At 60.2% G+C, this 12,330-nt stretch carries 11 protein-coding genes and 1 tRNA gene; 9 read left to right on the top strand and 3 right to left on the bottom strand.

Annotated elements, in window-relative coordinates; genetic code table 11:
• Positions 1-45: 45 nt before the first annotated feature.
• On the top strand, positions 46-1,473 hold the full coding sequence (locus J3Q04_RS18470; protein ID WP_420766707.1) for a DegQ family serine endoprotease: 1,428 nt from the start codon (positions 46-48) through the stop codon (positions 1,471-1,473).
• A gap of 70 nt (positions 1,474-1,543) precedes the next feature.
• On the opposite strand, the gene J3Q04_RS18465 is transcribed toward J3Q04_RS18470, so the two are convergent.
• Complete coding sequence (locus J3Q04_RS18465; protein WP_434562824.1) at positions 1,544-2,977, bottom strand: M48 family metalloprotease; 1,434 nt, start codon at positions 2,975-2,977, stop codon at positions 1,544-1,546.
• Positions 2,978-3,075: 98 nt separating this feature from the next.
• On the opposite strand from J3Q04_RS18465, the gene J3Q04_RS18460 reads away from it, so the two are divergent.
• Both J3Q04_RS18460 and J3Q04_RS18455 read left to right on the top strand, forming a co-directional pair.
• Complete coding sequence (locus J3Q04_RS18460; protein WP_434562826.1) at positions 3,076-3,315, top strand: sulfurtransferase TusA family protein; 240 nt, start codon at positions 3,076-3,078, stop codon at positions 3,313-3,315.
• Positions 3,316-3,344: 29 nt separating this feature from the next.
• Positions 3,345-4,415: an AI-2E family transporter gene (locus J3Q04_RS18455; protein ID WP_420766704.1), complete on the top strand. Its 1,071-nt coding sequence runs from the start codon at positions 3,345-3,347 to the stop codon at positions 4,413-4,415.
• 138 nt (positions 4,416-4,553) lie between these two features.
• Here the strand turns inward: J3Q04_RS18455 and J3Q04_RS18450 are convergent, their stop codons facing one another.
• Entirely contained in the window at positions 4,554-5,027 is a 474-nt protein-coding gene (locus J3Q04_RS18450) for a peroxiredoxin (RefSeq protein WP_434610103.1), read from the bottom strand.
• 10 nt (positions 5,028-5,037) lie between these two features.
• Positions 5,038-5,598 (bottom strand): glycine cleavage system protein R, encoded by a 561-nt coding sequence (locus J3Q04_RS18445; protein WP_003184325.1) that lies wholly within the window; start codon positions 5,596-5,598, stop codon positions 5,038-5,040.
• A 315-nt stretch (positions 5,599-5,913) separates the two neighbouring features.
• Here J3Q04_RS18445 and dapA point away from each other — a divergent pair, with 315 nt between their 5' ends.
• From dapA to J3Q04_RS18415, 6 genes are all read left to right on the top strand, one after another.
• Positions 5,914-6,792 (top strand): 4-hydroxy-tetrahydrodipicolinate synthase, encoded by an 879-nt coding sequence (dapA, locus tag J3Q04_RS18440; protein ID WP_420766702.1) that lies wholly within the window; start codon positions 5,914-5,916, stop codon positions 6,790-6,792.
• Positions 6,793-6,809: 17 nt separating this feature from the next.
• Complete coding sequence (gene bamC, locus J3Q04_RS18435) at positions 6,810-7,925, top strand: outer membrane protein assembly factor BamC (protein ID WP_420766701.1); 1,116 nt, start codon at positions 6,810-6,812, stop codon at positions 7,923-7,925.
• A gap of 4 nt (positions 7,926-7,929) precedes the next feature.
• Complete coding sequence (locus J3Q04_RS18430; protein WP_420766700.1) at positions 7,930-8,688, top strand: MBL fold metallo-hydrolase; 759 nt, start codon at positions 7,930-7,932, stop codon at positions 8,686-8,688.
• A 28-nt stretch (positions 8,689-8,716) separates the two neighbouring features.
• Positions 8,717-9,430 (top strand): phosphoribosylaminoimidazolesuccinocarboxamide synthase, encoded by a 714-nt coding sequence (gene purC, locus J3Q04_RS18425; protein WP_025212375.1) that lies wholly within the window; start codon positions 8,717-8,719, stop codon positions 9,428-9,430.
• Between the two features lie 83 nt (positions 9,431-9,513).
• Positions 9,514-9,603 (top strand) — tRNA-Ser (locus tag J3Q04_RS18420).
• A 211-nt stretch (positions 9,604-9,814) separates the two neighbouring features.
• Positions 9,815-12,304 (top strand): RCC1 domain-containing protein, encoded by a 2,490-nt coding sequence (locus J3Q04_RS18415; RefSeq protein ID WP_434610106.1) that lies wholly within the window; start codon positions 9,815-9,817, stop codon positions 12,302-12,304.
• Positions 12,305-12,330: the final 26 nt, after the last annotated feature.

Below are 12,330 nucleotides of genomic sequence, written 5' to 3'. Positions count from 1 at the left end.
TTCAGCTCCATATCGCTTAACCATGCTCGTCGTAACGGGAGCCGTATGTCGATACCACGCTTGAAAACCTATCTCTCCATATTCGCCACCGTGCTGGTCCTCGGTCAGGCCGTTCCCGCAGCGGCGGTCGAATTGCCGGACTTCACCCAACTGGTCGAACAGGCTTCACCCGCAGTCGTGAACATCAGTACGACGCAGAAGCTGCCTGAGCGCCGGGTGATGGACCCACAGATGCCGGACCTGGAAGGTCTGCCACCCATGCTGCGCGAGTTTTTCGAGCGCGGAATGCCGCAGCCTCGTTCACCGGGTGGTGGCCGCCAGCGGGAAGCGCAATCCCTGGGTTCGGGTTTCATTATTTCGCCCGATGGCTACATCCTCACCAATAACCATGTCATCGCGGATGCCGATGAGATCCTGGTCCGCCTGGCCGATCGCAGTGAGCTCAAGGCCAAACTGATCGGCACCGATCCACGGTCCGATGTGGCGCTACTCAAAATCGAAGGCAAGGATTTGCCAGTCCTCAAGCTTGGCAAATCCCAGAACCTGAAGGCCGGCCAATGGGTCGTGGCGATCGGTTCGCCGTTCGGCTTTGACCACACCGTGACCCAGGGCATTGTCAGCGCCATCGGCCGCAGCCTGCCGAACGAGAACTACGTGCCGTTCATCCAGACCGATGTGCCGATCAACCCCGGCAACTCCGGCGGCCCGTTGTTCAACCTTGACGGTGAAGTAGTGGGCATCAATTCCCAGATCTACACCCGCTCGGGCGGTTTCATGGGTGTGTCCTTCGCCATTCCAATCGACGTGGCAATGGACGTTTCCAATCAGTTGAAAAGCGAAGGCAAAGTCAGCCGTGGCTGGCTGGGCGTGGTCATCCAGGAAGTGAACAAGGACCTGGCCGAGTCGTTCGGGCTGGAAAAACCCGCCGGTGCCCTGGTGGCACAGATCCAGGAAGGTGGCCCGGCTGCCAAGGGCGGCTTGCAGGTTGGTGATGTGATTCTCAGCCTCAATGGCCAGCCGATCGTCATGTCCGCCGACTTGCCGCACCTGGTGGGTGCCCTGAAGGCCGGTGCCAAGGCCAGCCTCGAAGTGATTCGCGAAGGCAAGCGCAAGAACGTCGAGTTGACCGTTGGCGCTATCCCGGAAGAGGGCAAGGAGCTGGATTCGCTGCCCAAGTCCGGCGTAGAGCGCAGCAGTAATCGCTTGGGCGTCGCGGTGGTCGAACTGACCGACGAGCAGAAGCGCACTCTGGAACTGCAGGGCGGGGTGGTGATCAGGGAAGTACAGGACGGTCCTGCTGCACTGATCGGCCTGCAACCGGGCGACATCATTACGCACCTGAATAACCAGGCCATCGGGTCCGCCAAGGAATTCACCGATATCGCCAAGGCCCTGCCGAAGAATCGCTCGGTGTCGATGCGAGTCCTGCGCCAGGGACGTGCGAGCTTCATCACGTTCAAACTGGCTGAATAAGCCCGTCTGCAGCTGAAAAAAAACCGCCTCGATGTATGTCGAGGCGGTTTTTTTTATGCCTGGCTGAAGCTCAGCCCATCATGTCCTTGACCATACGCTCCTGTTCCATAAGCTCACGCTGCCGTGCGTCGATGCGGGACGACAATGGAAAGTTGCCGCCGGCGCGGCGTTTGGCGAAGTCCAATTGTTGAATCGCCTGGCGATAGTCGCCGACCAACGCGAAGTATTCGGCGCGGGCCTGGTGCAAGCCGATGATGTTGCCCGACAGGCCGCGCGTCTCGGCAACCATGTACCAGACGTCCGGATCGTCCGGGCGACTCTTGAGCAGCGTCTCCAGGGCTTTCTCTGCGTCAGCGGGGCGGTTTTGCTTTAGCAGCAGGTCAACGCGCACTTGGTTGAGGGGATAGTTGCCAGGGTATTGAACCAGCATCCGGTCAACGCGGGATTGGGCGTCAGCCAGCTTGTTGTTGGTAATGTCCAGATCGACTTGGGCCAGGTTGTAGATGATTTCGTTGGGTGATTTGGCCAGCAGCGGCTTGAGGTTCTCCCGCGCTTCATTCAACTGGCCACCCTTGACCTGGGCGATGGCCAGGCCATAGCGGGCCACATCGTTTTTGGGGTTCTCGTCCAACAGTGCGCGAAAGCGCTTGGCGGCCAGGCCTGGGGTTTCCTCATAGGTCAGCTGGACGCGCGCACGAATCAGTTGATAACGCATGCTGTCCTCGATGCCCCCCGGCTTGGCCTGTTCGGCGCGGTTGCGGGTGTCGGCGATACGCGACTCGGTGACCGGGTGCGTCAACAGAAACTCCGGAGGCTTGGCGTCAAAGCGGTATTGGCGCATCAGACGCTCGAACATGGTCGGCATGGATCGAGGGTCGTACCCAGCTTTTTCCAGATTCTGGATGCCGATTCGGTCGGCTTCCTGTTCGTTCTGGCGCGAAAAGCGCCGTTGCTCCTGGATGGCGGCGGCCTGGGTCCCCGCGATGGCGGCAATCCCTGCATCGCCCCCGCCAGCGGCGGCGACCACGATGCCAGCCAGCAGCGCGGCCATCATCGGTACTTGCATGCGCTGTTGAGCTTCCACGCCACGGGCGAAGTGGCGCTGCGACAAGTGCGCCAGCTCGTGGGCCATGACCGACGCGTATTCGCCTTCGGTCTGTGCGTTGAGGAACAGCCCGCCGTTGACCCCGACGATTCCGCCCGGTGCGGCGAAGGCGTTGAGCTGCGGGCTGTTGATCAGGATGAATTCCAGGCGCCGGTCATTGACCTGGCTGGTCTCCACCAGCTTGTAGACGCTGGTTTCGACGTAGTCCTTGAGCTGGGGGTCGTTGAGCTGTGAAACCTGGCTGCGCAGCAGCGCCAGCCAGGCGCGGCCCAGTTGGTGCTCCTGTTCTGGCGAGACGATGGCAGAACTGGCGTCGCCAAGTGACGGCAGGTCGTCGGCGAAGCCCGGTGAGGCAAGCAGGCAGGCGAGCGTCAGCAGGGTGGGGCGCAGAAATGTCATGCACGAAGCCTTAGTCGACAAAGACCTTACTGTAGCCGGACAGCGGGTCCGGGACCAGATATTCTAGGCGGCTCGACGACCCGTTGCGGAGTGAAATAATGACCGATGCTGTAGCCCACGATGCCGAGCTGGACGCCAGTGGCCTGAATTGTCCGTTGCCGTTGCTCAAGGCCAAGCTGGAACTCAATCGTCTGACCAGTGGCGCCGTGCTCAAGGTAACCGCCACGGACGCTGGCTCCCAGCGCGATTTCCGCACCTTCGCCCGGTTGGCCGGTCATACGCTGCTGCGTGAAGAGGACGAAAACGGCACCTACCGTTACTGGTTGAAAAAAGCCTGAAGGCAGGCGACATCTCTTAGGGATTTTTAATGTTCAAAGTGTTACGCGACTGGATTCAGCGCTACTTTTCCGATGAAGAGGCGGTGGTCCTGGCAGTGCTCCTGTTCCTGGCTTTTACCGCCGTGCTCACGCTGGGCGGCATGTTGGCACCGGTGTTGGCGGGGATGGTGCTGGCGTACCTGATGCAAGGGCTGGTCATCACTTTGGAGCGCTTGCGACTGCCGGGTTCGGTCGCGGTAGGGTTGGTGTTCGCGCTGTTCATGGGCGTGCTGGTGGTCTTCCTGGTGGTGATCGTGCCCTTGCTGTGGCACCAGTTGGTGACGTTGTTCAACGAATTGCCGGGGATGCTTGTCAAATGGCAATCGCTGCTGTTGCTGCTACCGGAGCGTTATCCCCACCTGGTCTCGGACGAGCAGGTATTGCAGACGATCGAAGTGGTACGCGGCGAGATCGGCAAGTTCGGCCAGTGGGCGCTGACGTTTTCGCTGTCCAGCCTGCCGTTGCTCGTGAACATCATGATCTATCTGGTGCTGGTGCCAATCCTGGTGTTTTTCTTCCTCAAGGACCGGGAAATGATCGGACGCTGGGTCCGCGGTTACCTGCCGCGCGAACGGGCATTGATCACCCGGGTGGCGCAGGAGATGAATCGGCAGATCGCCAATTACATCCGCGGGAAAGTCATCGAGATTTTTATCTGTGGCGGCGTCACCTACATCGGCTTCGTCGCCCTGGGGCTCAATTACGCCGCCCTGTTGGCGCTGCTGGTGGGTATTTCAGTGGTGGTGCCCTACGTCGGCACCGTGGTGGTGACCGTGCCGGTGGCATTGATCGCACTGTTCCAGTGGGGCTGGAGCGATCAGTTCATCTATCTGATGGCCGTCTACGGAATCATCCAGACCCTGGACGGCAACGTGCTCGTACCGTTGCTGTTCTCCGAGGCGGTGAACCTGCATCCGGTGGCGATTATCTGCGCAGTGTTGCTGTTCGGCGGATTGTGGGGGTTCTGGGGAGTGTTCTTCGCGATTCCCCTGGCGACGCTGTTCAAGGCGGTGCTGGATGCGTGGCCGAGCAAGGAGCCGGTGGTGGCGCCGTTGTTATAAGAGGTGAGTTAGCCTAGCCGGTGAGGCTGCCGGCCTCTTCGCGAGCAGGCTCGCTCCCACATTGGATCGATGATGTTAATCAATTCCCTGTGGGAGCGAGCCTGCTCGCGAAGAGGCCAGTGCTGACGGCGAAGAACTTCAGGACTTGTCGAGGGCCTGAGCCGCCGCCAACACCGCATCCACATGCCCCGGCACCTTCACGCCACGCCATTCCTGGCGCAACACTCCCTGTTTATCGATCAGGAACGTGCTGCGATCAACGCCCAGGTATTCCTTGCCGTAAAGCTTCTTCAACTTGATCACGTCGAACAACTGGCAAACCGCTTCGTCCTTGTCGCTGATCAGCTCGAAGGGGAATTGCTGCTTGCACTTGAAGTTCTCGTGGGACTTGAGGCTGTCCCGGGAGACGCCGAACACTTCGGTGTTGGCGGCCTGGAATTGCGCGTACTGATCGCGGAAACCCTGGCCTTCGGTGGTGCAGCCGGGCGTGCTGTCCTTGGGGTAAAAATAAATGACCACTTGCTTGCCCTTCAGGGCCGCGAGGCTGATGGTCTGCCCGCTGGTGGCGGGCGCCTGGAAATCGGTAACCGGCTGGTCGATGGCAACGGCCATGAACGCTTCCTTACATTGGGTTTTGTGGGCGCCACGGTTCGATCAATGCGTCCAGGTTCATCGCATCGGCGAAATCCAGGAACTGATCGCGCAGCCAGCTGATCTGGGTGCCGGCCGGCAGTGTCACGGTGAACGTGGCGTTGAGCATGGTGCCGCCGGTCTGCGGGGCCTGGTAGGTGTCGCAGGTCAGGTTCTCCAGTTCGACGTGGTGGTCCATGAAGAACTGGCACAGCTCGTTGATGATGTCCGGGCGGTAGGCCGAGCTGACGTAAGCCACATAAGGCAGGGCCTGGGGACGATTCTCCAAGGCGGCGCTGCGTACCACGTTGACGGTGAAGGCATGTTTCTTGGCCAGTACAGGCAGGCTGCCCTCAAGGCGGGCCAGCGCGTCCCAGCTGCCGGAAATTTCCAGCACGAGCGCGCTGCACTCGCCATGACGGGTCAGGCGTGACGTCACGACGGCGCAGCGATTTTCATGGCTGGCGCGGCACAGGACGTTAGTCAGCTCCATGGGGTTGGCGCCAAGGGCACTGATAACAAGGAATTGTTCGCGGACTGTGGGGGTGGACATGCAGCATTCCTAAAGCGATGAGCGGTCGGTACGTTTCAGCTCGATGTGGTGCCAGCCTTGGGAAATCGAACGGTTCAAGCCCTTCGCCTCGTGGATGCGTTGCGTTGCGGGGCAACACAAATACACCGGGACACACGCAGGATCGGGGCTTGTAACGACGAAAACGGAGGCTGGGGACCGGCGTATGAGCTTATCGTTACCGATCAAAGCCTGAAGGGTAGCGAAAACCATCGCCAAGGGGAATGGGAGTTCGCTTGTACAAGCATCTTGGCGCCAGTACCATTACGGCTCTCTTTTTCCGGCAGGAGCGGTTTCATGATTGCGGGCAGTATGGTGGCACTGGTCACACCCATGGATGCACAAGGGCGTCTTGACTGGGCCAGCCTCAGCAAACTCGTGGACTTCCACCTTGAAAACGGCACCCATGCCATTGTCGCCGTCGGCACCACCGGCGAGTCGGCTACCCTTGATGTCAACGAACATATCGAAGTCATCCGCGCCGTCGTCAAGCAGGTCAACGGGCGCATTCCGGTGATCGCCGGCACCGGAGCCAACTCGACCCGCGAAGCCGTCGAACTGACCCGCAACGCCAAGGAAGCCGGCGCCGATGCCTGCCTGCTGGTCGTTCCGTACTACAACAAGCCGACCCAGGAAGGCTTGTACCAGCACTTCAAGTACATTGCCGAAGCGGTCGACATCCCGCAGATCCTCTATAACGTTCCCGGCCGCACCTCCTGCGATATGCAAGCCGAGACCGTGATTCGCCTGTCCACCGTGCCGAACATCATCGGCATCAAGGAAGCCACGGGCGACCTGGTACGGGCCAAGGCCATCCTCGATGGCGTCAGCAAGGATTTCATCGTGCTGTCTGGCGATGACCCGACAGCCGTCGAGCTGATCCTGCTGGGCGGCAAGGGCAATATTTCCGTGACCGCCAACGTCGCTCCGCGAGAAATGGCCGATCTGTGCGAGGCCGCGCTCAAGGGCGATGCCGAGACCGCACGTGCAATCAACGAAAAACTGATGCCGCTGCACAAGGACCTGTTCATCGAAGCCAACCCGATCCCGGTGAAGTTTGCCTTGGTCGAAATGGGCCTGATGCACGAAGGCATTCGCCTGCCGCTCACCTGGTTGAGCAACACCTGTCACGAACCGCTGCGGCAGGCCATGCGCCAGTCCGGCGTCCTGGTTTAATTGAGGAAGTACAACGCATGAAGCGAATGGCCGGACTTTCCGCACTTGCCTTGATTATCTCCAGCACCAGTGGCTGCGGGTGGATCTGGGGACCGGATGGTTACTTCCGCGACCGTGGTAGCGACTACCTCGAAGCGCAACAGACTGCACCGATGCAACTGCCACCGGACGTCAGCGTCGCCAAGCGTTTGGATCCGCTGCTGCCGATCCCGCGCAACGTCGCTGACGACAGCGTCAAGGGCGAATACGTAGTCCCGCGACCACAGCCGCTGTCGGCCGTGGCCGATGCCAGCGACTACACCCTGCAAAAGAGCGGTGACTCCAGCTGGGTCATGGGCCAGCACCCACCGGCCGAAGTCTGGCCGGTGGCGATCCAGTTCTTCCAGGACAACGGTTTCCGCCTGGACGAGCAGCGCCCACAGACGGGTGAATTCACCACCACCTGGCAGCGTTCCGATGAACTGTCCGCCGCCATGGCCAAGCGCCTGAGCGCCGCCGGTGTCTCGGCAGACAGCGAAACCCGCGTGCGCGTACGGATCGAGCCGGGCGTACAGCGCAACACCAGTGAGATCTACGTGGTCAGCGCCGAGCGTCCCGCCGGCAGCACCGCCGACGTGGCCTTCACCAATCGCTCGGTCAATACCGGCCTCGACGCCGCGCTGGTGGACGACATGCTTGCCAGCATGAGCCGCACCGCGGAGCAGGGCGGTTCGGTTTCGATGCTCGCGACCCGCGACTACGACACGCCAAGCCGCGTCAGCCTGAGCGAAGACGGCAGCGGCAACCCGGTGCTCAACGTCGGCTCCGACCTCGACCGTGCCTGGTCGAGCGTGGGTCGTGCGCTGGAGCAGGGCGAATGGCGCGTTGAAGACATCAACCGCAGCCTGGGCCTGTACTACATCAACCTGGCTGAAAAAGCCGAGAAGAAAGACGAGAAGCCTGGCTTCTTCAGCAACCTGTTCGGCAGCGCGCCGGACAAGGAAGAAATCGAAGCCCGCGCCGAGCGTTACCAGGTTCGCCTGAGCAAGGTCGGCGACAACGTCCAGGTCACCGTCGAGAAGAACATCAACACCGTGGCGCCGGCCGATGTAGCCCGCAAGGTGTTGGGCGTGATTCAGGACAACCTGGGCTGATCCGATGCGTTTTGCCGTTCTCGGCAGCGGTAGCCAGGGGAACGGCACGCTGATAGCCAGTGCTGGGACCTACGTTCTGGTCGATTGTGGTTTCTCCCTGCGGGAAACCGAGAAGCGCCTGCTGCGCCTGGGTGTGCACCCGGCGCAACTGAGCGCGATATTGGTGACCCACGAACATGCCGACCACGTGCATGGCGTGGGTTTGCTGTCTCGGCGCTACAATCTGCCGGTGTACCTGAGCCGTGGGACGTTCGAAGGCCTGCGCAAACCCATCGAGCCAGCTGGTTTCGTGGCCGGCGGCGAGCAACTGCGTGTCGGCGGCCTGGATATCAGCGTGGTCAGTGTGGCCCACGATGCCCGGGAGCCAACCCAGTATGTGTTCAGCGACGGCGAGCGGCGCTTTGGATTGCTCACCGACCTGGGATCGTATTGCGACAGGGTCATGGACAGCTACCGGGACCTCGATGCGTTGATGATCGAGTCCAACCACTGCCGGGACATGTTGGCGCGTGGGTACTATCCGTATTTTCTCAAGCAGCGGGTAGGCGGGGAGCACGGACATTTGAACAACCACCAGGCGGCATACCTGGTGGCCGAGTTGGGCTGGCAAGGCCTGCAACACCTGGTCCTGGCCCATTTGAGCAGCAAGAACAACCTGCCGCAGCTGGCCCGGCAATGTTTCGTCGACACCCTTGGGTGCGACCCGGACTGGCTGCAACTGGCCGATCAAGATTCAGGGCTCGACTGGCGACATATCGCCTAGCCCATCTACTTAGCAAGCGGAGCCCATCATGGAAAAACGTGAAGAACTCTACCGCGGCAAAGCGAAGTCGGTTTACAAGACCGACGACGCTGACCGCTTGATCCTGCTGTTTCGCAACGACACTTCGGCGTTCGACGGCAAGCGCATCGAACAACTCGACCGCAAGGGCATGGTGAACAACAAGTTCAACGCCTTCATCATGCAGAAACTCGAAGCCGCCGGCGTGCCGACTCAGTTCGACAAGCTGCTGGGCGACAACGAGTGCCTGGTCAAGAAGCTGGACATGATCCCGGTCGAATGCGTCGTGCGTAACTACGCCGCTGGCAGCCTGGTCAAGCGCCTGGGCGTGGAGGAGGGCATGAAGCTCAACCCTTACACGTTCGAGCTGTTCCTGAAGGACGACGCCAAGGGCGACCCGTTCATCAACGAATCCCATGTCGTGGCCTTCGGTTGGGGCACCGCCGAGCAACTGGCTCGCATGAAGGAACTGTCCCTGAAGGTCAACGAAGTGCTGACCAAGCTGTTCGACGACGCGGGCCTGCTGCTGGTGGACTTCAAGCTTGAATTCGGTGTGTTCAGCGATGGCTCCATCGTCCTGGGCGACGAGTTCAGCCCGGATGGCTGCCGCCTGTGGGACAAGGATACCAAGAAGAAAATGGACAAGGACCGCTTCCGCCAAGGCCTCGGTGACGTCATCGAAGCCTACGAAGAAGTCGCCCAGCGCCTGGGTGTACCGCTGTAGTCGACGCAAGCGACTGATAGCACGGAAAAAATTTCGCCCGGGGGTTCGCTTCCGGCGAATGTGCTGGTATGATGCGCGCCACTGGAGAGATGCCGGAGTGGCCGAACGGGACGGATTCGAAATCCGTTGTACTGGCAACAGTACCTAGGGTTCAAATCCCTATCTCTCCGCCATTATTGAATACGACTAAGCCCCTGAAATGGTTGAACATTTCAGGGGCCTTTTCGTTTTTGGCGATTCTAAAAATCCGTTGCTCATCCAGCCTTACTCAACCGTCCGTCGTAAATCTCGTCCGACCTGTTAGTTCTGACAGTAGCTGGTCCTCCCTGGATGGAGTCTGATGACTCTATGCCGAAAGGCCTTACGTCTTGGTCAGGAAACATCATGGACATCCAATCTTCCGCCTTGAGCGAATTGTTCACGCTATACCCTGTGATCATTATGGGATGGGTAACGCCAGTGAAGCCGGCGGATCGTGCGCATGGCGGTATTCCCAAGAGCCTTTACGACGATCAGCCCAGGGGACTGAGATGTCTGATCGATCCGTGGACCGAACTTCAGCGGCGTTCCTGGACAATGGCGGTGGATGATCGAGCGGACTTGTACGTCAACGACGATCCTTTTCCGGTGGCTGGCAAGGACGTAGGGCCAGGAGAAGAGCAATTGCGAATGGAGTTGCATGTGCCCCATGGCCGTTTATTGGATGGTGTCAATCGGCTGCACTACAAAGTAACCCGTCCCGGCCAGAACGGTGCGCCATCCAGGGATTTGCTCGTACTTTATCACCTCAGGGCGCCGGGCGAGCCTGCGCCCCAAGGTCTCGACCTGGTGATTCCACCCGACGTGATTGCCGACGGAGTCAGCGCCGAACGGGCGGCGCAAGGTGTAGCGTTTGGTTTTACTTATTCCAACCGGCGGACCTATGACCGCATCAATTTTTTGATAGGCAATGCGACGGTTCCATTTGAGGTATTGGACGGTTCGGTGCCCGTGGTGCATACGCTCTTTACCGATACATTCGTACAGGCAGGGGACAATCCAGACACGCCTCTCGAATTCCGGGTGATGGACCAACTGGGCAACTCCAACCAATCAGCGATCAAATACATCGCTGTCCACCTTGATCAGATCGAGCCGGAGCTACCGGCACCCATCGTCGAAGGTGTGCAGGACGGCGGCACGCTCGACCCCTCTCAAACAGTCCAAGTCTGGACTCGAGTACCCGGTGATAGATTGAACCCTGGTGATGACGTCACCGTAACCTGGACGGACTCAAATGGAGCGATCACGCCCTACGTCTCTCCACCCAAACCGTATACGGCCAACGACCAGCCCAATAATTATCTGCGGTTTCTGATCCCTGCGGCTGATGTTCTGAGATTCCTCGGGAAGAACGTGAGAGTCACCTATACGCGGGATCGAAACGGGACGATCACCGGACCATCACTGGCGTTCAATATGCGGGTTGAAACGCCTGTATCGCAGGAGCCGTTCAAGGTCATGGGCGCGCGTTTCAACCGCACCACCTATCGAGCTTCCGGCAGCTCACGGTTGCTGAGCGCGCTACACGCCACGACCCTGCAGCCGTTGCGGGTCGAGTGGAAATACCTGGATGAATCGAGCTGGAGTGCTCCTTCCGCTAGCTGGCGTGATACCCAACCGTCCAAGCCCTTGCAGGTACGCTCCAGCAGCCATGAGGCGACAGTGAACCCGGCGAATATTTTCGGCAATGGGGCCGATACGCTTACCAATGGTGGTGCGGCTTTTGTCGCCTTGCTCGACCAAGGCAGTGTGGTTGGCTGGGGCAATTCGGATTTCGGCGCGGCACCTCCTGCCTTGAACAACATTGTCGAAATAAGCTGCACCCAGAGCGCTTACGCGGCGCTGGACAGTGGCGGCACTGTCCATGTCTGGGGTGATCCGGCCGCAGGCGGGATGATGGGAAGCGTATTGCCTTATGGCTTCGCTGATTTGACCGCCAATGGCAATGCATTTGCCGGACGCAAGACCAGCAACAACAGCTTGGTGGCCTGGGGGAGAGGTCAGCAGACGGATTTGATCCCCCCGGAACTGGGCGGGCTCCCCGGAACGACACATGTTTACGGCGCCTCCCAGGCATTTGCGGTTCGTCGCCTGAATAACCCAGTCGTGGCCTGGGGTCGAAACTGGGACGGTGACTACGGCGGTACTATTCCTGTGGGCCTCGTCATCACTGACGCGGTGGATATCATGGGCAGTTTCGCCGCTTTCGCGGTGTTGCGTACTGGCGGCCGAGTGGTGGCATGGGGTAATCCTGCCTATGGCGGCACGTCACCAAATCTCTCCGGCATTGCTTCTCTGGGGTGTTCAAACGCCCAGGCGTTCTGTGTCCTGAATAACAGTCAGCAGGTGCAATCGTCGGGCACACCGGATTACGGAGGCGGCGGGGTTCCGTCACCCAACAGCAACGTCGTCGAAGTCGTCAGCACTTGGCGCGCATTCGCCGCGCGTCGCAGTGACGGTACCGTGGGCGCATGGGGGCGGGTTAGCGAGGGTGGAACCGCGCCGCCGGGGCTGGACAACGTGGTGCAGATAGCTGGCAGTTCGGAGGCTTTCGCCGCGTTGCGCAGTGACGGCACGATCGTAGTCTGGGGCAATCAGTCGGTGGGCGGCGTGGCACCGACCCTGACTAACGTCTTGGCCCTCTACAGCAACTCTCATGGTTTTACCGCATTGACCTCTACGGGCGACGTGGTCTCCTGGGGGCATTCCATCGGCGGCGGGAACAATGCGAGCGTAATCCATCTGTTGCGCAACAACGTTTCCTACTACCGCTCGCCACCGGCACCGAGACCGTTGGCCGCCCAGGCTGAGCACGCCTCCAGCAGCTCCTGACCGATTATTCGACGCGTGGCTCCTCT

The organism is Pseudomonas sp. D4-21 (assembly GCF_051132125.1).
In the GTDB taxonomy this organism is placed as follows: domain Bacteria; phylum Pseudomonadota; class Gammaproteobacteria; order Pseudomonadales; family Pseudomonadaceae; genus Aquipseudomonas.
This window is presented reverse-complemented; position numbering and strand designations above follow the sequence as displayed.